Annotated in this window: 16 protein-coding genes; 14 read left to right on the top strand and 2 right to left on the bottom strand. The window is 50.1% G+C overall.

Annotated elements, in window-relative coordinates; genetic code table 11:
- Positions 1-34 precede the first annotated feature (34 nt).
- Together QYL91_RS17960 and QYL91_RS17955 are read left to right on the top strand one after the other, a co-directional pair.
- Entirely contained in the window at positions 35-565 is a 531-nt protein-coding gene (locus tag QYL91_RS17960) for a PH domain-containing protein (protein ID WP_302083423.1), read from the top strand.
- A 458-nt stretch (positions 566-1,023) separates the two neighbouring features.
- The gene (locus tag QYL91_RS17955; RefSeq protein ID WP_302083420.1) at positions 1,024-2,016 is read left to right on the top strand and encodes an A24 family peptidase C-terminal domain-containing protein; all 993 of its coding nucleotides are present in this window, start codon (positions 1,024-1,026) and stop codon (positions 2,014-2,016) included.
- 43 nt (positions 2,017-2,059) lie between these two features.
- Here QYL91_RS17955 and QYL91_RS17950 read toward each other — a convergent pair whose 3' ends face one another.
- On the bottom strand, positions 2,060-3,136 hold the full coding sequence (locus QYL91_RS17950) for a transcription initiation factor IIB (RefSeq protein ID WP_302083418.1): 1,077 nt from the start codon (positions 3,134-3,136) through the stop codon (positions 2,060-2,062).
- A gap of 203 nt (positions 3,137-3,339) precedes the next feature.
- Between QYL91_RS17950 and QYL91_RS17945 the strand changes: the two genes are divergently transcribed.
- From QYL91_RS17945 to QYL91_RS17930, 4 genes are all read left to right on the top strand, one after another.
- Positions 3,340-3,951, top strand: coding sequence for a metalloprotease family protein (locus QYL91_RS17945; protein ID WP_302083416.1), 612 nt, complete (start codon positions 3,340-3,342; stop codon positions 3,949-3,951).
- A 66-nt stretch (positions 3,952-4,017) separates the two neighbouring features.
- Positions 4,018-4,452 (top strand): Holliday junction resolvase Hjc, encoded by a 435-nt coding sequence (gene hjc / locus QYL91_RS17940; RefSeq protein ID WP_302083414.1) that lies wholly within the window; start codon positions 4,018-4,020, stop codon positions 4,450-4,452.
- Between the two features lie 102 nt (positions 4,453-4,554).
- On the top strand, positions 4,555-5,673 hold the full coding sequence (locus QYL91_RS17935) for a hypothetical protein (protein ID WP_302083412.1): 1,119 nt from the start codon (positions 4,555-4,557) through the stop codon (positions 5,671-5,673).
- Positions 5,674-5,836: 163 nt separating this feature from the next.
- Positions 5,837-6,685 (top strand): DUF7537 family lipoprotein, encoded by an 849-nt coding sequence (locus QYL91_RS17930; protein WP_302083410.1) that lies wholly within the window; start codon positions 5,837-5,839, stop codon positions 6,683-6,685.
- Positions 6,686-6,693: 8 nt separating this feature from the next.
- On the opposite strand, the gene QYL91_RS17925 is transcribed toward QYL91_RS17930, so the two are convergent.
- Positions 6,694-7,335, bottom strand: coding sequence for an RAD55 family ATPase (locus QYL91_RS17925; RefSeq protein ID WP_302083409.1), 642 nt, complete (start codon positions 7,333-7,335; stop codon positions 6,694-6,696).
- 141 nt (positions 7,336-7,476) lie between these two features.
- On the opposite strand from QYL91_RS17925, the gene QYL91_RS17920 reads away from it, so the two are divergent.
- From QYL91_RS17920 to QYL91_RS17885, 8 genes are all read left to right on the top strand, one after another.
- A complete protein-coding gene (locus QYL91_RS17920; RefSeq protein ID WP_302083407.1) occupies positions 7,477-8,223 on the top strand; it encodes a DNA polymerase sliding clamp in 747 nt (248 codons plus the stop codon).
- Positions 8,224-8,403: 180 nt separating this feature from the next.
- The gene (locus QYL91_RS17915; protein WP_302083405.1) at positions 8,404-9,801 is read left to right on the top strand and encodes a J domain-containing protein; all 1,398 of its coding nucleotides are present in this window, start codon (positions 8,404-8,406) and stop codon (positions 9,799-9,801) included.
- 273 nt (positions 9,802-10,074) lie between these two features.
- Positions 10,075-13,143 carry an Hsp70 family protein gene (locus QYL91_RS17910; RefSeq protein WP_302083403.1) on the top strand — a complete coding sequence of 1,023 codons (3,069 nt, stop codon included), beginning with the start codon at positions 10,075-10,077 and terminating at the stop codon, positions 13,141-13,143.
- A gap of 14 nt (positions 13,144-13,157) precedes the next feature.
- The gene (locus QYL91_RS17905) at positions 13,158-14,660 is read left to right on the top strand and encodes a ribonuclease H-like domain-containing protein (protein WP_302083402.1); all 1,503 of its coding nucleotides are present in this window, start codon (positions 13,158-13,160) and stop codon (positions 14,658-14,660) included.
- Positions 14,657-17,014 carry a DEAD/DEAH box helicase gene (locus QYL91_RS17900; protein ID WP_302083400.1) on the top strand — a complete coding sequence of 786 codons (2,358 nt, stop codon included), beginning with the start codon at positions 14,657-14,659 and terminating at the stop codon, positions 17,012-17,014. Before QYL91_RS17905 ends, QYL91_RS17900 begins: the two co-directional genes overlap by 4 nt.
- A gap of 707 nt (positions 17,015-17,721) precedes the next feature.
- Complete coding sequence (locus QYL91_RS17895) at positions 17,722-18,012, top strand: hypothetical protein (RefSeq protein ID WP_302083398.1); 291 nt, start codon at positions 17,722-17,724, stop codon at positions 18,010-18,012.
- 119 nt (positions 18,013-18,131) lie between these two features.
- Positions 18,132-19,568, top strand: coding sequence for a metallophosphoesterase family protein (locus QYL91_RS17890; RefSeq protein ID WP_302083396.1), 1,437 nt, complete (start codon positions 18,132-18,134; stop codon positions 19,566-19,568).
- A 2-nt stretch (positions 19,569-19,570) separates the two neighbouring features.
- Positions 19,571-22,246, top strand: a complete 2,676-nt coding sequence (locus tag QYL91_RS17885) for an AAA family ATPase (protein ID WP_302083394.1) — start codon at positions 19,571-19,573, stop codon at positions 22,244-22,246.
- Positions 22,247-22,314: the final 68 nt, after the last annotated feature.

Below are 22,314 nucleotides of genomic sequence, written 5' to 3'. Positions count from 1 at the left end.
AAAGGTAAACCATCGGATGTCCAAGTGTATGATGATGGCACTTCGCTCGCCAGTTAAACAGACCGGATGGTTCGAAGAACATCCCGACGAAGAGGTGGAATGGGTTGGTCAACCGTCGGAGAAGCAGATGTACGGGATTATTGCAGGCGGAATTGTCATTGCAGTGTTTGGTGTACTGTTCCCTATGTTTGTAGACCTCATAGGGAAATTCGAACTGTTTGCTGTGGTTCTTGCACCGTTCGGAGTCACAGTTTGCGTGTGGGGATATGCGCGTCGAGAGCTTGCATACTACGTAGTCACTAACCAACGCGTGATTGTGAAAACGGGAATCATCGGTGGGGACACTGAGATTCGGTATGAAGATGCGGATCATATTCGAGTTAACCAGTCACCGCTGGCCCGGTTGCTCTCTGTGGGTGATGTCGTGATTTACTCTTCAAGTCCGCACCAAGCAGACATCGTGTTCCAGACAATTGAAGACACGTCCGACGTGAAAAATCGTGTGCAAGCGCATATTAACGGGGCTAAGGGTGAAAAGAGCCCAGCAGTTAATCCAGACCTGTGACGAGTTTTCTATAAGCGAAGTTTTAACATACTCAAAGCATTAGCCCAACATGCTGTTCCAAGACACGTATGCAAACTATGAACCAACCGAGGTGATTCGACCAATCATCAAGAACACAGACCCAAGCGGCGTCGATAGGTTCCAGATGCCGCGACAAATACTGAGGCATTAGTCTCAGTATGGACGGTACTAAAGCTGAAAATAGAGTGACCGTGATTACCGGATTCCCAGAGGCCAGCTAGGACGCCTCTCTGGGGTGCCCGACCGGTAATCAGCACGGCACTCAGGAACCCGTCCCACTTCGAAAACCTAGCACACCGAAGTGGTGCTGTCTGTCCTACTGTCATCAATTTCGTCGTTGCACAGAATGTCATGCAGCGTAGCCGTGCTGTTCTCCCACGCATACTTTTAATTGAGATAACCTGCAAGACATACTAACAACGAACCACGAAATCACTATGTTGCGATCTCCGTTACTCCCTGACCTCATCCGCTTACTTGCTCTCCCCATCTTTGGATGGGCTGCATGGAAAGACTACAGTACACGCCGTGTCCCCAACAAAACCTGGCTCCCGATCGTTGGGTTAGCCTTTACTGCGTTCCTCCTCGATCTTTCCCAGATCGCCGGGAACCAAGCAGTATACCGTGAAACACCGCATTTCTTCATTGCTACCATCATCAGTATCACCGTCTTGATCCCATTCGGCTATCTGGCTTGGTATACAAAATGGCTCGGCGGCGCTGATGCCAAAGCAATCATGGTATTTTCGTTTTTGTATCCTATAGTTCCCCACTACGCCGTTCCAGCTGTATTCACGCAATTAGGAGCCCCAAGAGCTTTCCCACTCCTCTTTACAGAATACGGTGTCTTTTCATTCACCATCCTCCTAAACGTCGTAATCATCGGGATTACCTTCCCATTCGGGCTTGCAATTTGGAATGCCCTCCATGGGAATTTCTCACCATTCATGTTTGTTGGACGTCCCGTTGACATCCAAAACATCACTAACTCACGTGGCGTCCCCATTCAGACCTTTTTTGACGGCTCTGAAGAGGGTGTTGACATCGGTGTCCTCAAAAAATACGTGAATTGGCGAGAAACAACCGTTGAAAAACTCATCGACGACTCGTCGTCATATCGGTCGTTCAGTATTGGGGAAAATCCAGGAACAACTGCTGAAACCGACACCCCCATCTCAGAACCACCACTAGATGAGTCCGGTGGCGGCGATCCGTGGGGTGCAGTAGTATTTCTTCAAGAATCTGCTTTTCCCTCAAGTCGTATCACACCAGGGCAACTCCGAGAATCTCTCGACTATCTCTCTTCACACCCACACGAAACTGTTTGGATCTCACCTGGGATTCCTTACATGGTCCCGATCGTTTTGGGACTCAGTATAGCACTCACAATGGGGAATCTTATTCTGGTCTTCACTGTGTACCTCTTTTGACGGTTCCCACTCCTAGATGTTGACTTGGGCAGAACCGCAACCATTAGTCATCTTCCCGGAGTTTCCGGTAGGCAGCACTAATCGTCTTCATAGAGACATCAGTAGCTTCAGCAACTTCGTCTTGGGAGAGGTGTTGCGCTTCTGGTGATAATGAAGCCTCATAGATGGCTGCTGCTGCAAGCCCAGCGGGATTCCGACCAGAAAACACGTTCCGTGACTCTGCTTCTTCAAGAAGTTCCCGTGCTGACCGTTCTGTTTCTCCAGAGACCGCGAGTTCGGACGCGAATTGTGAGACATACTTCCCGGGGTCTGTTGGTTTGATTGGGATTCCAAGCTCCTGACTCAGCGTTTTCACCGCATTGAAAACACATGACTGGTCTACACGAGATACTTCTGCGAGTTTTTCAAGCCGACGAGCAACATCCTCTTGTTGACATGCAAAATAGAGAGCAGCAGTCGCAATCGCTTCAACAGACCGGCCAATATGCAGGTCTTTGTTTGTAGCCTGTCTGTAGATGACAGCAGCGGTTTCACGGACGCGTGTCGGGAGTCCAAGTCCCGGAACCATCCGACTAAGCTCATCCATCGCGTACTTTGTGGTGCGCTCTGAACTCCCGTATCTACGGAATTGACGTTGGGTGTTCTGAAGGCGTTGAATACGGTGCCTTTGAGAGTCTGATAGAGAGACGTTAATATCTCTTATCTCACCGATACTCGTTGTGTGACCGCGGTTTCTCTTGGTTTCTGTTTCCACTGGCCCTGTTCGTTTGTTATCACGCGCGGTTTCCCACCCGTGTTGACTCTCAAGGCTTGGAGTGTCATCGACAACAATCCCACAATCCCGACAATGGGGTGGTGAATTAGAATAATCGATGCAACCCCCGCATTCCTCGCAAAGTTCATCCTCTGTGTATTCCCGATCGCAACTGGAGCAGATTGCTGAGCTCCCATCTGCGATAAGGGGCCCACCGCTACAAATCGGGCACGAAGTAGGCACCCAGTCTGTTGGTTCAGTAGATGAACCGCCAGATGACTCATTGGGTGACTCAGATACTGCGGCTGAGGATTCCCAAAACCTGCCAGAGGAGGAGTCAGATTCATCCGAGTTCCCAGGAGTCATGGTGAGATGAGTCAGTGTATTCTATTTAGTGGGATGCGAAGCGCTACTGAACCTTGTCTGTAAGTGGTAGACTGAAATATAAAAAATCCCGGTTGGGTGACTCCCCCACAATTCGACTCCTGGTGCGCCTTGGTCCTCTCTCGGTGAAACACTCTGCGACACCCTGTAAGGATTAAATACGGCCCGGCGCTACAGGCGAATTAATGGTATTTGAGTCGATCAAACAGTCTCGACTCCTCTATTATCTCCAGTACGTTAACTACCACTTCCGTGTTGTTCTCACTACCGTCACTTTCATCGGTGTTGTCTTCCACGAATTTGCGCACAAAAAATTCTGCCAACGATATCACATCCCGGTTTCAAAAGTGGTTTACTTCCAATTTGACACACCAGCTGGATACGTCAATCACGCTAAACCCAAATACTACCGCGCAATGTTCTTCATCGCCATTGCTCCTTTCCTCATCAACTCCACTCTCGCATACGGGGTTTTTTACACACTTGCGGTCTATCACCGGTTCTTCACTGCCCCCTCACTCACATGGCCACCCTCTCCTGGACTCATTATCTTCGGGCTTATGGTGTGGTTCGGTGTATCTCTTTCACTGCATGCGTTCCCCAGTCGGCAGGATGCAAGTGAAGTCTGGAGCCACACCAAAGCTGCATGGACACGGAATCCATTCGTCCTCTTAGGTGTTCCCGTGATCGCACTCATTGTTCTTCTGAACAAATTCAAAATCATCGGCATCGATTTCCTCTACACAGCTGCGCTTGTCGTTGGTGCCTACATGGCTACACAGGCACTTCCTGTGTAGCACCTCCGTTCCCGTCGACGGAATCTTCCAATCATTTATTTCCCCAGTTCTTACAGTAATGTGCTAATGCCGAATTCAAACACGAAAGGAGACCGTCGAGAACGAGAACTCGTAAATTTGCTTGATGGCGACGGGTTCGCCGTGATGCGGGCTCCCGCAAGTGGAAGTGCTACAGAACGGGAGCTCCCTGATATTCTAGCAGGTGACAGCGGGAATTTCTACGCAATCGAAGCAAAATCAAGCGGTGGTGATCCAATATACATCGACGAAGAAGAAGTCAAAGACCTTCTGTTCTTTGCAGAGAACTTCGGAGCTGAACCTCGCATCGGCGTTCGTTTCGACCATGAATCTGGTGACCCTGGATACGGTAACGATAACGTTTCCGGGTGGTACTTTTTCCACCCTGATGAGTTGTATGAAACGAATTCAGGGAACAAACGCGTGAAGAAAGAAACCGCTCTTGATGACGGGACACCGTACGAAAACCTCGTTGACTTTTGACGGTTTCGGAAACCACTCTTCTACAATTATCGCAGCGGCAAATGAATCAAGACACTCGGAGCTAGCCTTTATAGAAGCAGGAGCGGTACATCACGATATACGATGGTTCGCCTACGAAAAGTAGCGATCGTTGTGCTTCTTGTTGGTATTCTCCTAACAGGAGGGTACACGCTGTTTTTTGGTGGTGGTCAAGGGCAGTCACTTGGAGACACACCGGCCCAGCAATCGACACCAGATACAACCACGCCCACACCCACTCCTACACCAGCACCTCCGGAGCCCACATTCCCAACAGGGACTTCTGAAGAAGGAATCGTCAGCCCAGCAAACCTGACAGCGGCACATGATGGTGCGCTGATGTCAGCTGAGAACTATACAATTGAGTCTCAGCGCGAATTCTTAGGGCTATCTTCCGGATGGAGATTCCAGCTTAATCGTAACACGCACAAAACTCGATACAATGAATTCGGTGCGCAGACTACGAAACGCGACATTTGGGTGCATTCGAGTGGTGCATATCACCGCACAACTCTTGATGTAGAGGAGAACACTGAACATCATTACTTGTACACAAAAAAGCGGCCTAACCGAGCGACATACAGAACGCCCACTCGAGTCACACACATCCTCACTGGAGTGAATTACACTTTCACCGAAGAATCCGAGAAAAACGGAGAAGAACTCCACACATTCACCGGGGAACAAATCAGAAATCAGTCTGCACTAAGATCCGCGTTTGGTAATTCCGTCAAAGAGGTTAACGCGACAGTCGTTATCAGTGAATCAGACATCATTAAGCGGGTCACGGCAACTGCAACTGTTGAGACATCTGTGGGTACAATGAATAACACGTATTCGTACTCCGCATCTGAAATCACAACTACCAGTGTGTCAGAGCCTCAATGGGTCTCCGAGGCAGAGCAACAAGTAACCCGGTTTGAGTCCTCGTTATCTCAGCAAGGTGTTGTGTCAGTGACTGTCTCGAACAGTAACCTGCCTTCAGGCACCACTATCACAGCGTCAGATGGTGACCAGTCGTACGAGGCAACGCTGTCTGAGCATGTTGAAGAAGGAAGTACTATCTATGCCTATATTGTGAATGGAGAACTCGAAGTATCTCACTCCAACCCCACCGATGTGAACACAACCAGCGTCCCAGGTCTTCGCTTGGTGTTCCATACCGAAGACGGGTGGCTAATCGGCGACACGGTCGTGAATTGAAAGTTCCGGTCAGCACTCTCTATTCACCGGCACGGCAACTGCTCGGAATTTGTGCCGCCTGTGGAAACCAAGAACAGTGTCAGCTATAACTGTGGGTGCGATCGGTGTGTTCTTAGGTTTAAGTTATGGCGCCTTGTAAACCAGAACAGTGCGAACTCCTGATATGAGTCTTTCATCACCCACTCGCCAACAGATTGGCATTGTGCTCACAGTCACTATGGTGTTGTTGTCAGGTTGTGGGGGGTTGTTCGGTGGAGAGGAGCAGACACCGACCGCGACACCATCTCCAACACCAGACACTCCGACGCCAACTCCAGATAACTCCTCTGGAGGATCAGAACCTTCGGTGAATAACTCCACCCAAGTTCAACTTCCACCTGGCATCACAGGGAATGGCGTAAACGCGACGAGGCTCACGGCTGTGCATGCTCAGTCAGTACTGGAAAGCGGAGGCTTTACTGCGAATTTCTCAGAGTCGTTTGCCAGTGCGGAGTCTACAACTGTTCGAAATATCACGATGAGTGTGGACATGGATGAGTCACGTGCGCTGTCTCACGTCACTGAAAATAATCAGACAATGGTGTATTATGTTGGTGGCGACGCAGTATACGTGAAAAACGAGACTTCACAGGAGCCTACCTACTCGACGGGAAGCCCGCCAAAAGCTGTGCAAGATATGCTCACAGGTACGATTATTCGTGAAATCTTCTCTACTGGTGAGTTTACCGTTGCAGGAACGAAACCAGCGACCAATATCACAACGGAAGAACAGCTAGTAGTTCTTCAGGCGAATAAAGCAGACCTTGATGAAATCAACGTCAAACCTCTGAACTATAATGGATTAGCTATTGTGGGTGAGTCAGGACGTGTCTACTACGCGAGTTACACTGTCACGTGGGAAGATGGCAGAACCGTGAGAACACTATCTGTTACTGCTGAATACTACGGATTTGGGTCAACGACGGTTCCAACTCCAGAGTGGGTGTCTGCTGTGGAAAACTCTGATTCGTAGCGGTTGAATTAAGCGATATCCCGACCGGTGTCGATCGTAACAGAGTCACTGAACTCGACTTTGATACGTTTGCTGAAGGCTCTCCCTCCACGGTATTTCGGGACATGGATGAAATGCTCAACAGCTGTACCTTCTACGTGACTCTCCACGTCAAGAATGATGTCAGCTGCTGTCGTTGTAATCTCTCGATTATCAGGTGACCTTTCTTTGTGGCAATGAAGCAGTACAACACCACCAATCTCTCGAACGTGGTTTTGCACATCATTGAGGAATTCCTGATACTCTTCTCGATCGGCAGACTCCAACATACCTACTGAATCAACAACGATATTGGTTTGACCTTCAGCATTGCACGCAATCTCGGAGATTTCTTCGATTGCAGTACCAGGTGGTGTATAGGTCACAAGGGCATCAAAGTCAATTCCAACAGTCTCGAAGGTCGCCCTGACTACGCGTTCGTTCCGGATCGTGCTAATGTAGAGTGTTTCTCGTTCGGCAACAAGCGAGTAAAACAGGAGTTCGCTTTGAGAATCAGACTCTGTTTTGAGCACAACGACAGACCCGCTTGGGATTCCTCCTGCTAAGTGCTCGTCTAGGTCTGATATGCCTGTGGAAAGAACAGTATCGTGGGGTGACCTGTGTGATGGCATTTCCTATTTTGACAAAGTGGTTTGAAATATTTATACTTGAATGATGGGTGCGTTTTGTGACGTGTCTGTGACCTTCCACCAGTCTAAGACACGTACATTTATGAGTGAACCGGTAATACACTATGATGGAAGCTCCAATCTATGTTCAACGCAATCATAGAGCCGTCGCGGCTAGAAGACGGATTTGCACCAGTAAGCGCACTCGTTGATGAGTGTAAAGTCCACCTCGAAGACGATGGCATCCAAATTCGTGCTGTGGATCCAGCCAACGTTGGTATGGTCGATCTCACCCTGAATGCTGACGCCTTCGAGTCTTACGAAGCAGATGGTGGCGTTCTCGGCATTAATCTCAACCGATTCAACGACATCATTTCGCTGTTCAACGGAGAAGGTGAACCAGCGCACATCGAACTCGACGACGAAACTCGCAAACTCCATCTCAGCTGTGGTGGGCTTGAATACACACTTGCCCTCATCGATCCGGATAGCATCCGTGAAGAGCCAGACATCCCGGACCTGGAACTGTCTAGTGAAGTTGTTCTTGAAGGCAAACAGTTCGACCGTGCAATCACCGCAGCAGACATGGTGAGTGACCATGTTGCATTCGGCACTAGTGAAGCCGACGGCGTGTTCTACGCTGAAGCAGAAGGAGACACTGACGACGTCAATCTCCAGTTGTCTCAAGACGAACTCATCGACCTCCAAGCTGGCGGCGCGGACTCTCTGTTCAGTGTAGACTATCTGAAGGACATGAACGGATCCATCCCTGGTGATGCTGAAGTGACGATGGAAGTCGGCGAAGAATTCCCTGTCAAAATTCACTTCCAGACCGTCGAAGGTGATGCAAACACTACGTTCATGCTCGCGCCACGCATCCAGAGTGAATAACAAACCTTTGTCTTTTAAACCCGCTACGCCAACCACAAGTACTGTTGTAGAAACTGACGTAATATCTTTCTTCGGGGAAAGTATCCCCCGTCGTTCGGTGGGAAGGATGTCGCGTATGGAGCGGTGTTTTGGGGGAAATGTTATAAGACGCTGCTGGTAGTACCCAAGAACATCGAGCCTATGGGACAGAGAGAGACTCACCCCTTTGTTGATGTTGAGAATCCCGGATTCGATTTTGAAGACTTCTATGAACTCTTAGGAGTCTCCGAATCCGCGAATGAAGAAGACATCAAAAAGGCATATCGCACACTCGTCAAAGAGTACCATCCAGATCGGACTGACCGCGCTGACGCGCAAATTTGTTTTGAACAGCTCACTGAGGCAAAGAACGTACTCACCAATCCTAAAGAGCGGAAACTGTACAACGATCTCGGACACAAAGACTACTACCAGAAAAAGAGAGAAGAAGTGGACTCTTTCGAAGAAAATGACGGCGCAGAATGGCAGCCCGCAGATGACTCTCTGAAGGAAACTAACCCAGAACAGACACAAACAACAAAGAGCGAGCCAACACGATCAAATACACCTGATGAACCCACTCGACAGACGGGGAACAGCTTCCAGAGTGAACCCCAATCTTCGGACGCCACTACTCAAAACCAAGTCTACAACTGGGTGAGTTCATTCCGCGGTGACTCCTCAGCCGCTGAATCACTTAACACTGTACTCTCCGTTTGGAAGAAATCCTGGCAATATCGCCTCAGTCTACTCCTACTATCTGGCCTCGTGGGAGTCTTGCAGGTAACCGCCGCTGAAATCACATACATTCCTCAAACTCCGAATGCTATCGCACACTTCGTCAATCCAGGGAACATCTTTGTTCTCTCGGTGTCACTAGGCGCGTTAATTGTCGGTCTCACATCGTACAGTGCTGAACTCCGCCTCCCGCAAGGCGGATTTATTGATGACGCTGATTCACTGGGTGAAAGCCTATTCACCCGTGAGAAAGCGCGTTTTTATCGGCGTCGTGGCGGAGTCCTACTCATAGTCGCCCTCTTCTTCACTCTCCTCGGAGCACAGGCAAACGCAGGTGGTAATGTTCATCCGTGGGTGTTCTCCCGTAGGATGATCTTCGGGAATGCTGGAGCACTTACAAATCCGTGGGTGTCACCGAGTGTATTCAACGCACCCACATTACTCCCGGTTCTTCGAATTGGCGGCGTCATCTTGTTTTTGGCGTCGTTCTTCGCAGGGAGTGTGTTCGCAATCATCGGTCTGAGTATCGACACCTGGTATGACCGGTATGTGCGAGGATTCCCCATTCATCAAACATTGTGGGAGCCGTTGATGGTTGTTGGACTACTCTCGTTTCTGTGGGCGGCAGCATTCCCAACAGCAACGATTGGGTGGCTTCACGTTGGCCAGACCCCAACCTGGGTGCAGAACGCCTTTGCCATTACAGGTGGTGACGTGTCATTTGTGACTATCGGAGTGGTCGGGCTAGTGTTGTCATTCACAATACCAAGGTTGTACTTTGTCCGAACGCGTTTCTTATTGCGGTTTGCCGAACAGCGTTGACGCCTGGTCGTGTTGAAGTGTAAGGGATTTCTTCGGATTCATGACCTTTCGTGTGAACCAGTGTTTGCATCGTCTTCTCTTTGTCTTCCCGGCGTCAAACCCGCGTATGGACGAAGTGATTACAGGCGGTCAAGGCGAATGCCACGGGCCTTGACCCCGAGACACTTCACGGTCTCTTTGTTGCTGTGCGGTGGGGATTCTTTGTCAGAGACATCTGGTGATTTTAATCCATCCACCTAACTTTTAAACAGTTCCATCCACCGAAATAGAGTAATGGCAGATACAGTTCTCGGAATTGATCTCGGAACGACTAACAGCGCAGTTGCAATAACGGAAGGCGGTAAAGCCGAGATTCTCAAAAACGCAGAAGGTGACGTTACCACACCTTCTGTCGTTCGTTTCCCCGATGAATCAGAAGACAGTGACCGACCCTATGTTGGGGAACCCGCACTCAATGGCGCTGAAGCATATCCTGACCGCACTGTGAAATCTATCAAACGCCACATGGGAGAAGACTACACTGTCCGAATTGACGGGGAATCACATTCTCCACCCGACATCTCAGCTCACATCCTCGAAAAACTCCGGTTCGACGCTGCCGAGCGCCTAGCAAAACCAATCGACAAAATCAGTGACGCTATCATCACAATCCCAGCGTATTTCACTGAAGATCAAAACCAAGCTACTCTTGCTGCTGCTAAACGCGCTCAATTTGGGGATTCCGAAGGGAACCGGGTTGATCTCTCTGATGCTGTTGATACAATCCGTGAACCCGTTGCAGCCGCGATTGCATACGGGTATAACGAGGAAACCTGCAAAGAGCAAACTGTCCTCGTGTACGACCTTGGTGGTGGAACATTTGATGCATCTCTCCTTGAAATTGGAGAGGGGAACTTCAGCGTCGAAGGCACGGGTGGCGACAGACATCTCGGTGGTGACGACTGGGATGAAGTAATCATGGACTGGGCTGCTGACCAGTTTGAGATACAATACGGGGTGAACCCGTTAGAAAAACAGCCCGGTGAAGGTGATAGTGACCTCAGAGAGCGGAAATATCGTCTCCGGGAACAGTCCAAGAACGCCAAAGAACGGTTGTGTTCACAGGGTGACGGAAAAGTCACTTTGCGTGTTCCGTACCTAATGGTCGTCGACGGCGATCCGAAACACTTGGAAGTTGAACTAACGATGCGAACTTTCCAAGATATCACGGAACACCTCCTCGAGCAAACCATTGAACCGACGATGAATGCTCTTGACAAAGCAGGCTACAGTTCCTATGAACTGGATGAAATTTTGCTTGCTGGTGGGGCTACTCGAATGCCGCAAGTACGTGAACGCCTTGAACAAGAATTCAACATCGTCCCGAACACATCGGTGGATCCCGACGAAGCTGTTGCAAAAGGCGCAGCCATTCACGGTAATGATGACAGTGTATCTCTTCAACAGGTCACACCTCTCAGCCTAGGCGTGAAAGTCAAAGGTGGGTTGTTTAAGTCTATCATTGACAGGAACACACGCCTTCCCGCTAATGAGACGAAAATCTTCACAACAAGTAAAGATAACCAGCGGAACGTTCGTATTGAAGTGTATCAAGGGGAGCGAAAACTCGCAGAGAAAAACCGATTCTTGAAAGAATTTTACTTAACAAACATCCCGCCAGCACCACAAGGTGCTCCGCAAATCGAAGTCGAGTTCGAAATCGGTGATAGCGGTCTCGTAACAGCAACCGCAAAAGAGCTCAGCGATACTGGTGATGACCACAAGAAGAAGGTCACGATTAAAGAAAATCGGATTGACAATCTCTCCGAAGAGGAAGTGCAGGAGTACCTCCGTGACGCAAGAGAAAATGAGTCACAAGACAATGAACACACTAAACGGGTGGAACTCCAAAGTGAAGCCAAACGACGCATTGGCGAGGCTGAAAGTTTCAAACAGAATCACGCCGACCAACTCTCTGACACCGAATACGAGGAATTCGACGCAGCAATCCAGCACGTCAAAGAACTATTAGATAATCAGCAGGCCACGCTCACCGATCTTGATGAAGCTCTTGATACTCTGAACAACCACCTCAAAGAACTCGGTGACAAACGGATTCAAAGAGGGTGGTCGGAGTCTGATGACGAGACTGAGGAAAGTGAATCGCTTGTTAGTGGGACTGTGTCGTCAACGGGTGGAGGAGCCACGCAGACAACCTCCGTGAACGGGAACAGTAGTGATTCTGAGGATGGTGACAGTGAAGAATCAGATGGCGATGGTTCTCTTGAAATCGAGGAAACCGAAGCTAACGATTCGAATGATGAAGTAGACGGAACAGTCACGCCGAACTCATCGACAAGTGCTGATTCAAACGTTGACCGTGGTTCAAACACTGGTGGCGATGATGTGGATGATGATGCACCACCCGGAGCTGACGTTGAGACAGATGCAGAAGAGAGTGGGGATGAAGAGGAAAATACTGGGACGTCTGATGAAGAGGAAACAGCGTCAGAACAAGAGACGCGAGAGTCTGATAGCACTGAAGGCATAGACAGTGAAGACAAAGATGCTGAAGAGAGTCTAGAAGATGAACGCGCTGGCGAGGCCGAACACATGGCTGAAGGAGATGACGATGATGCCACAGTAAGTCGTGCCGATGCAGTGGATGCCGATCCTGGTGATGGTGAGCCATTCTCTTCTACTGGTGACGCGTCTGAAACTCATGAGACGGAATCTGCAACCGAACCGGTGTCTGATGAGACAGACTCACAAGATGGTGCTAGCGAGACTAGTGCTACTGAAAACCCACCTGAATCAAAATCTGACCCTGAACCGGATCCTGACCAAGATGATAACTCTCATCAGGAGTCATCCGAGTCTCCGGAAACCAACAACAACAATAACACGGATGATGAGTCCACCCTCTCGGAAGAAAACTCAGAGGCTGCAAACGACGCAGATCAATCCACTACTGACTCTGAAGGTGGAACTGGTAACACTGAAGAAGAGGAAGACGACAATTTCACAGGTGAGTTCGAAAATAAAGAACAAAAAGGTGAGCTGAAAGTCGATATCGAAGAGAACGCAACCAAGGAAGAGGCAGAAAATGCTGAGAACATTGGTGAAGACATAGATTCACCCGAGTCAGAGAGCGCAGTCAGCAGCGAGGAAGATTCAGGTACTGAACTAGAAGAGACCGTAGCAGATGACGACGGTGAGAATGATACTCCGGATAGTGACGACACCGAAACTAACGAGGGTGACGATGATGCTGCCAACGACGATGAAACATCCACTTCCGAAACGACGCAAACCAGTCTTGGCAATGCTGCGAAGGGTCTCAGACAAGCTAACGACAAGTAATCACGCCCGCAGATATGTTCGAGATTGTTACAGTCCCGAGTTTTTTGGTGTCAGAACTCCCGAATGGGGATCTGACTGATATTGATTTCTACTTCGACCCCGACATCTACCTCGTTCCGGACGCGACAGACCCAGACATACCGAAACATCTTGCGTACACAGTTGGGAAACGAGTTGTTGCCCCGCGATTACTTGCTGAACCAACCCCGTACTATTTCGACACAGAAACTCTGCTGGTTATTCCATACCTCGATACGCTTTCTGGAATCACAAATGCAAGTTTTGACGAGTCAGTGAGTATCCTCACAGGATTCCTTGACCAGGACTATGACTTCTCGACCTTTGACCATAGCATCACCAATATTCGCGCCTACCGCGATGCGATCCAGACGATCACTGCGCCAGCAATTCGGCATTTCACTATTGAAATCCCAGCTGGAAATGCGATCAACGCACGACAGTTGTCAAATCCGATTCGCGGGATTAACTGGGTAGAAGGCCAATCCCAGAACCCAACGCGGTACATTCCAAAAACCACGATTACAGCAAGTGGTGATGTGCAAACAGAACACCTACGGAGTGACCGACTTGGCGTTCAGGCAATTTACCAACTTGGTTCCCAGTACCGGAATCGGCTTGAGTCACACGGATACACGACACGGGAAGACATCAGTGAGTCAGACCCGGAAGACATTCTGAGAGTCCCAGGGGTTGGTGGATATAATGCAGCCGCGTTCATTAGCGGTGCGCGAGCAATACAAGATGACACCTTGTACCGGTTTGACACTGTCCCATTCACTGATTCTAAGAAAGTCTTCATTGACATCGAAACAGATGGTCTTCAGCCAGAGGTCATTTGGCAGATCGGTATCTATAACGCGTCTACCGACCAGTACGCATCACTCATACAAACTGATCCAGAGCGGAAAAGCGATATCATCACCGCGTTTGGAGACTGGCTCATTAACACCAACGCGGATGTTCTTCTTGCATGGAACGGCAATAATTTTGACTTCCCACATCTTGAGTCTTTCATCACCAAGTACGGGACAGACGATCATCTGAGCGCTTGGAACAGCATCAAGAAAGCGGATATGAAAACTGATGTCGTTCAGAAATGCGGTGCTGTACCCTCCCGCACATGGACACTCTCTGCAATAGCGGCTCATGTTGGATTTAACTGGAGTAACGGCGAACTCACAGGAGCAGACGCCGCTGAACGATACACCGAATGGATGCATGGGGGTGCCGAACCCGACTGGGATGCTTGGCAAGAATACTGTCGTGACGACGTCATGGCAATGCACCACATCTACAACCGCCTCAAAACAGCGGAGAAAATCATCGACCGTGACCAGATCGACACTCAACATGCCCAAACTGGAACGAACTCAGTAGTTGAATTCTCCTCAACGGCTGACACCAAAACTACCGGCCAAAATCTCACTCTTGACGAATTCGCTGCCACCACACCTGCTGAAGGAACCACTCCAAATAACCAGGAGGAAACACAATGACTGACCGCAGCACGAACAGCGATTTCGACCCTGCAACACTCCCACTCCCAGAATCAGCTATCAAAAACCACGAGTATATCCCACCACAATCTGGAGCAGGCGAACCGGCTGAAAATGTCCTGTTGCCAGAACTCGCGTCTTGCCTCCCACACGACACATTATACACGCATCAAGCCGAGGCACTCCGGAAACTCCAGACTGGAGCAAATCTCTGCGTTTCCACACCAACTGCAAGCGGGAAAACTCTCATCTACGCTCTTCATATTGCCGCACAACGATTTTATGATGACAATGCAACCGCGGTACTCATCTACCCCACAAAAGCTCTCAGCCGTGATCAGCAAACCGAACTCACAGAGCTGTTTGAGACACTCAATCTTGACTTAGAAATCTACGTGTACGATGGTGATTCCCCACAACAAACCAAAGAAACTGCACGCACTAACGCAGACATCATCATCACGAATTTTGCTGGGCTCAATGCATACCTCCCACACCACACGTCTTGGGATGATTTCTTTGAACATCTTTCAACGGTTGTCATTGATGAAAGTCACTCATACACGGGAATCCTCGGGATGCATGCCACTTGGATTACGCGTCGCCTCGACCGCATCGCTAATCACTACGGCGCTAACCCGCAATACATCTGTACTTCTGCCACAATTGGCAACCCGAAGCAACACTCCGAGGATCTCATCAACAAACCGGTTCAAACAGTCACCAACGCGACCACCCCGCATGGCGGCCGTGACCTGTATTTCCTCAATCCACACGATACTACTGATGCCGTCGACGCTGACACCGACGAGAGTAAAACTACTGGATCCGCGCATCGAACGGCAAGTGAAATCTTAGCGTCACTCACCGCGCAAGACTATCAATCACTTCTTTTCACTGACACTCGGAAAATGACCGAGTTGGATGCGATGTGGGCGCGACGAGCGGTTGAACGCATGGCAGAAACAGATATAGAAGACACAGAGATTCGGCCGTACAATGCTGGGCACCGAAAACAAGATCGGCGCCGTATTGAGGACAAATTAAAGGCCGGTGTCATCGATGGAGTGGTAAGCACGAGTGCATTAGAGATGGGAATCAACATTGGGAGTATTGACGGTGTAGTCTTGGCCGGGTATCCTGGGACACGCCAAGGCTTCTGGCAACGACTAGGACGCGCCGGTCGGGGTGATAATATGGCCGTTGGCGTATTCGTCCCACACGAAGACCAACTCAACCAATACATCGTCGAGAATCCAAATCACGTATTAGAAGATCCTGTCGAGGACGCGGTCGTGAATGTGGATAATAACACGGTGTATGCGCAACATGTTCGCGTTGCCGCTCGGGAACTCCCGCTCACACTTGACGACACAGAATGGTTTGGGAAACGACTCCAGCACGCTATTAAGATGTTTAAGGATGGCGACGAATTCATTGGTGAACTGAACGACCCGCATGGCGTGACATACGTAGAGGATGATCACCCAGAACTCTCAATCGATATTTACGCAACTAGCCGAGAAACGTTTGATGTCACCCTTCGAAAGGATGATGGCGTAACCGTTGAATTGCCGAATGCAGACGCATCCCGCGCATATCGAGATTTCCATCCAGGCGCTGTTTACCTCTATCAAGGGCAACGATGTGAAGTTGTGGACTTCGATCAAGGAGAACGACGGATTGTGCTTGAGCCAACAGACGCAGACTACTATACAGAGGTTCATCGGGAAGTCACCGTTAATCCCGTGTCAGAAGAAATCTCCCGTGAGCTCACTAACTCTCTAACCTTGCATTTTGGAGAGGTTAGAGCGAAAGAGTACTTCCCTTCTTATGTGAAACGCGATGTTGGGTCAGATGACAGTCTCGGCACCGAAGATACCGGGATCGAGACACCAGCTGTGCTGCGGACAAAAGGAATGTGGCTCACCGTGTCACCGGAATTAAAACAGCACATCTCCGATCGTGAATTCTTGGCGAACACTGGAATCCGAGAAGAGTATATCATGAACGGGTTAACCGCTGCGATGAATACGATCATAAACTTGGCACCAGCTGAACTCCTCATTGAGACTCGTGACTTGGGTGGTAGTGTGCGAACCGGCCTCACCGAAGAAGGAGCAAGTGCAATGTTCATCTATGATGCAGCACCAGGTGGGATTGGGTTTGCTCGAGAGCTCTATGAGCAATTCGAAGTGGTTGCTGAACACGCATATTCGCGCATCACAAATTGTACATGCAGCAATGATGAGGGATGTCCAAAGTGCGTATTGAGTCCAACGCCAACATCACACAGTGACTCGGTTTCGAAATCAGCGGCAGTCACTCTACTAAAATATGCACTACCAGAGTAACGGTGGCGCCCAGTTTTTATGTCGATAGTGTGTCTACCTATCGGTAATGGCGTCTGAGTCATCAAACTCTAACTCGACTGCCTTTGCTGAGCGTGGTGAGTGGGAATCACCACAGGACTCTACTGACACGAGTAACGATTCTGAATCACAATCACCGAGTGCCAACGCTGCAAACACTCGTGATGAAACCCTCAACTCACAGCCAGGTGTAACTCAACAGTCACCTGGACAGGATTTCCCACCAGACCCAATTTCGGGATGGTGGAAAGGCGCACTCGCCGGACTAATCGGCGGGCCAATTCTATTCGTAGTGTTTTTCGGAATCACGTACCTCCACTTCATGTTCCAAAACCAGATCACAACTGGCCTTCTCGTCATCACATCTGTTTTGATGGTATTCTTACGGCTGTTAATCCCGTACTCACTGTATAAAGATGCGAAACTCCTCACAAACGCTCCTGTCCCGCTCCGGTGGCGCCCTAACCGAGCGTTATACCTTTTAGGGGCGCTGTTTGTCCCACCTCCATTTGAGTACATGACCAGCACCATGTACCTGTACCGCCGTCACAAGGCTGTTGGCCGACCGTGACTTTCGGGACTTTCACTCTTTCATAGCCTTCGACCCACCCCTAAGAACAAAAGACCTGTATCCCTTTCATCTAACTATGGGGACACCGTATCGAGTCATAATTGGCGCATCGATTTTCATGGTCCTCTCTGCGGTCCTCGTTAATCCAATGGGATTAGTAGTTGATGTCATCCAGTTGGTCGGGACCTATTCAGGGGTGGATGTTTCGCCTGTTGTCTCGTTCTATAAGAATGTGAATCTCGCTCCGATCATGGAAACCGGTGAGCGGTTCGGTGCGATGATACAGGATTTCATCGAAATTCTCGCTGACCACACGGAGCCACCCCAAGGTGCGCCTGAAAACAGCACTGTGAACTCCACGACAGATAATTCAACGACAGCAACACCCACGACAACTCCTCTCCAATAGCGGGTTATTCTGCATCCGGAGGCGTCAGATTCCGTGCCTAGAGTCTCTGTGAAAGCCGAGACTGTCCTCGGAATGCCAAATGGATTTAAGCCATGCAATAGTAGTATTTGGCAGGACAAATGGTGACTATCTTACACACCGCCGATACACATCTCGGGTATCACCAATACCATCTTGATGAGCGTGCAGCAGACTTCAGAAAGGCATTCACTGCTGTCATTGATGCAGCAATTGACGCCGAAGTTGATGCAGTAATCCACTCTGGCGACCTCTTCAACGATAGTCGGCCGGGAATCCCTGCACTCTCCCACGCTCTTGAGGAACTCCGGCGACTCGATGCAGCTGGCATCCCGTTCCTATTGGTGGTCGGGAACCATGATGGGACACGCAGTGAACAGTGGGGGGATGTCTTCGAGACATTAGAACTAGCTACACGCCTTTCCTCGACCGGGATTGAAATCGGCGATACGACCTTCTATGGGCTTGACCACATCGAGCGGAATCAACGCGATGCGCTTGCCTACCAATACGATCCGCCAAGCACGCCAAACGCCGCCCTCGTCGCGCACGGGCTCTTCACGCCAATTCCACACGGTGACTGGGACACAGAAGAATTGCTATCCCGGACCAACGTTGACTTCGACGTGATTCTGGCAGGGGACGACCACAAACCACAGACACACGACGTCGGGGACACCGGGACTGTGCTGACATATCCTGGCAGCACGGAACGAACGGCTGCCGACCAACGTAGTGAACGTGGCTATCAACTCGTCACATTCACCGAGACAGACGTGAGAATCGACAGACACCAACTAGATACGCGAGACTTTGAGTACATCGACGTGGAGCTGGGTGACGGTGGTGGGCTTAGTCGTGTGAAACGCCAAATGGAGGTTAATACTGAGAACTTCCCTGAGAGTGTGGTCGTTGTCACAATCACTGGGGGTGGTGATCGAATTCCGTCAGCACCGCTTGAGGAACTCGGATACGAACATGACGCTCTGAAAGTCCAAATTAATGACCGGCGTGATTTTTCCGAGGGTGACCGAGACTACCGCGAAGTGAGTTTCGCTGATCCCACTGATGCGGTCAAAGAGCGGCGTGGCGAACTGGACTTGAGTGAGGTTGCGTTAGAATTCGAAGAACTTGCGCGAGACTCTAAAGAAGTCGCCGACGCAAACCTTGCTGATGTCACCGAAGATCGCGTCGACGACATTATCGAAGACGCAGACCTAGATGAGTTTGAACGTCCTGGCGAGCCTGAAGTCATGACACCAGAGACAAACACTGACCCGTCAACTCAGTCAACCCCCCGAGATGACACTGAGACGGACGACGGATCAGCGACCGACGAAACACCTCCAAATGCATCACGCGACGGTAACAATGCTTCACAGTCCACTCAAACAGAAGAAAGCGACGTCCAGTCTGACTCACACTCAGACGAAGACAAGGGTAACAGCACGGACTCTGCTCACGATGATGGCGTGACTGATGACAATGACGATGGAGCGGGTGGAGCAACTAACCAACTCAGCTTGGACGATCTATAACAATGCAATTTAGAGAAATCAGCCTCACGAACTACAGGTGTTTCGAAGACGAAACCATCGAATTCGATAGCGGCGTCACCGTTGTTCATGGCGCGAATGGCTCCGGGAAGTCTTCACTTCTAGAAGCTTGCTTTTTCGCACTGTACGGTAGCAGCGCACTGCAAGCCGACAATGACACACTCGGCGATGTGATGACAAACGGGAGTGAAGAAACCATCGTCGAACTTTGGTTCAGTCACAACGGTGACCCATACCACGTTAAACGCCGACTCCGTGAAGGAACACGCCGCGTCACCCAGAGTGATGTCGTCCTTGAAACGCCAGGAAACACACTGGAAGGTGCAAGTGCTGTGGATGACGAGATTGCGGAGATGTTCCGGATGGACGCGGATTCATTCCTCAATTCGGCATATGTCCGGCAAGGCGAAGTGAACAAACTCATCAACGCCACGCCGAAAGAACGGCAAGACATCATTGATGGTCTCCTCCAGCTGGGCGTATTAGAGCAATACCGAGACCGAGCGGGGAGTATCCGCGTCGGTATCGGGCGAGTCCGAGACAACCGTGAAGGCGCGCTCGATGATCTTAACGCGCAAATCAAGCAGCGCCGCGAACAAGAACTTCCCGCACGACTTTCCCAAATTGAATCACGCCTCAAGGAGATTAATGAGGAGATCAACGATGTCGAAGACGAGCAATCGGATGTAGAAGACACCCGTGATGCAGCCGTCGAACAACTGGAAGTGCAAGAAGAGAAGCGCAACGAGTTAGACGAGGTTGAAACGCGTCTTAACTCTCTCACTGAGCAACTTCAAGAATGCCGAGCAGAAATCGCTGAGTGCGATGATGCTATCGATACTGCGGAAGAACGCATCACTGAATTAGATAAGAACCTAGACAAAGCACTCGTAGATACTCGTGTGGCCGAAATAAACGAGGATGCGATCGAAGATGCGGTTGAAACCATCAACGAGCGAATTGACGATTTGTCCGAGACCATCACACAACTCGAACTCCGAGCTAAGCAAGCCGAGACTGACGCAACTAATCTCCGTGAAGAGGCCGAGCAAAACGAGGAAAAGGCTGGTGACAAAGAGGATGATGCAGACGAGTTAGAGACAGAAATCGAACGCCTTGAGTCAGAAATCGACGAGTATGCCGAGCAGATTGAGGAGTACGAAGCGAAAATCCGCGAGGTGAAAGCCGAATTTGAAGACGAACCTGTCGAATTTGGGGAAGCAGACGCCTACTTGACTGACTTAGAAACCCAGCGTGCTGAATTGGAGGCACGCGAGAAAGAACTCACAGGCAACCTTCAAGCGGCTCGTGAACAGGTGCAGAAAGGCGAAGAACTTCTCGAGGAGGGGAAGTGTCCGGAATGTGGTCAAGACGTCTCTGACTCACCTCACGTCGAATCTCTGGCTGATGACCGTGAGCGCGTAACCGAGTTAGAAGCAAAACTCAGTGACGTGCAAGATGACCGTGACGAGGTCGAATCCGAGATGAAACGCGCGAAGGAACTGCAAGACTCCGAAAATCAAGTAGGCACATGGGAGAGTGAGATTACCCGTCTCAAAGAGAAAATCGAGTCGGCCGAGTCCACGATCGCGGACAAAAAAGCCCAGGTGGAAGAATATCGGGCAGAAGCCGAGTCACTCCATAGCGAAGCTGAAAATGCACGAGAGAAAGCCGTTGAGAAAGATGCGAGTGCCAATGAAGCACAGGATGAGCGAAGTGACCTAGTGGACACTCGTGCCTCACTCCGTGATGAACAGGACGCGTTGACAGAGGCGTTAGAGCTGCTTGATGAACGGGACAACAACCAAGCCACCATTGAGAATCAGCGTGACCTGAAGGACGCGAAAACGGAAACTGAATCAAACCTTGAATCGCAGTTGTCGGACGTTCGCGCTCGGAAAGACGAGCTTGAGGATGCAATCGACGAGGATGTTATCGCCGAGGCGAAGCAGATGAAGCAGGACGCCAAAGAACGGCTGATGGAACTTGATGATAGATTGGATGAACTCGAGTCCGAACGCTCGTCGCTTCAAGAAGAGAAGGGTGAGGTGCAGAATTCGCTTCAGCAGTTGCGCCAGTGGGAAGAGCGGTACGAAAACATTCAGGCAAAAGTCGATGCCTTGGAATCACTGTACGAACAGGCAGAAGATATTGAGCAGATGTATACGAATCTCCGTGCTGACCTTCGGCAGCGGAACGTGGATCATCTGAATGACTTGGTGAACGATATTTTCGACCTGTTGTATCAAAACGACGCGTACGACCACATTGAGATTGAAGGTGATTACAGTGCGGTCGTGTACGAGAAGGATGGCGGTGACTTGTCACCCGGGAAATTCAGCGGCGGGGAATCGGTGTTGTTCAACCTCGCGCTTCGGTGTGCAATCTACCAGATGCTCGTAGAGGGTTTGGAAGGGTCGCCACCAATGCCACCACTCATTCTGGATGAACCGACAGCGCATCTTGATGCGGGGCACGTTGGGGAGATTCAGACGATTGTGGAGCGGATGCGTGAAGTCGGTGTGGAGCAGACGATAGTGGTGAGTCATGATGATGGGTTGATTGATGGTGCGGATCAACGGATTGCTGTGGAGCAGCAGCCTGCATCGAACAGGTCTACAGCGCGTGTTGAAGGTGGCGTGGATTCGATTACGTTGTGAAAAGGTTCGCGTGGGTGTACAGGCGGTCAAGGCAGACTGCCCGGGGTGGGTTCACTGTGTTTTCGGGA

This window comes from Salinibaculum rarum, assembly GCF_030505615.1.
GTDB lineage: Archaea > Halobacteriota > Halobacteria > Halobacteriales > Haloarculaceae > Salinibaculum > Salinibaculum rarum.
This window is presented reverse-complemented; position numbering and strand designations above follow the sequence as displayed.

Coding starts and splice junctions, on each gene's coding strand:
- QYL91_RS17960 (WP_302083423.1), top strand. CDS start 35: ATGGCACTTCGCTCGCCAGTTAAACAGACCGGATGGTTCGAAGAACAT.
- QYL91_RS17955 (WP_302083420.1), top strand. CDS start 1,024: ATGTTGCGATCTCCGTTACTCCCTGACCTCATCCGCTTACTTGCTCTC.
- QYL91_RS17950 (WP_302083418.1), bottom strand. CDS start 3,136: ATGACTCCTGGGAACTCGGATGAATCTGACTCCTCCTCTGGCAGGTTT.
- QYL91_RS17945 (WP_302083416.1), top strand. CDS start 3,340: ATGGTATTTGAGTCGATCAAACAGTCTCGACTCCTCTATTATCTCCAG.
- hjc (WP_302083414.1), top strand. CDS start 4,018: ATGCCGAATTCAAACACGAAAGGAGACCGTCGAGAACGAGAACTCGTA.
- QYL91_RS17935 (WP_302083412.1), top strand. CDS start 4,555: ATGGTTCGCCTACGAAAAGTAGCGATCGTTGTGCTTCTTGTTGGTATT.
- QYL91_RS17930 (WP_302083410.1), top strand. CDS start 5,837: ATGAGTCTTTCATCACCCACTCGCCAACAGATTGGCATTGTGCTCACA.
- QYL91_RS17925 (WP_302083409.1), bottom strand. CDS start 7,335: ATGCCATCACACAGGTCACCCCACGATACTGTTCTTTCCACAGGCATA.
- QYL91_RS17920 (WP_302083407.1), top strand. CDS start 7,477: ATGTTCAACGCAATCATAGAGCCGTCGCGGCTAGAAGACGGATTTGCA.
- QYL91_RS17915 (WP_302083405.1), top strand. CDS start 8,404: ATGGGACAGAGAGAGACTCACCCCTTTGTTGATGTTGAGAATCCCGGA.
- QYL91_RS17910 (WP_302083403.1), top strand. CDS start 10,075: ATGGCAGATACAGTTCTCGGAATTGATCTCGGAACGACTAACAGCGCA.
- QYL91_RS17905 (WP_302083402.1), top strand. CDS start 13,158: ATGTTCGAGATTGTTACAGTCCCGAGTTTTTTGGTGTCAGAACTCCCG.
- QYL91_RS17900 (WP_302083400.1), top strand. CDS start 14,657: ATGACTGACCGCAGCACGAACAGCGATTTCGACCCTGCAACACTCCCA.
- QYL91_RS17895 (WP_302083398.1), top strand. CDS start 17,722: ATGGTCCTCTCTGCGGTCCTCGTTAATCCAATGGGATTAGTAGTTGAT.
- QYL91_RS17890 (WP_302083396.1), top strand. CDS start 18,132: ATGGTGACTATCTTACACACCGCCGATACACATCTCGGGTATCACCAA.
- QYL91_RS17885 (WP_302083394.1), top strand. CDS start 19,571: ATGCAATTTAGAGAAATCAGCCTCACGAACTACAGGTGTTTCGAAGAC.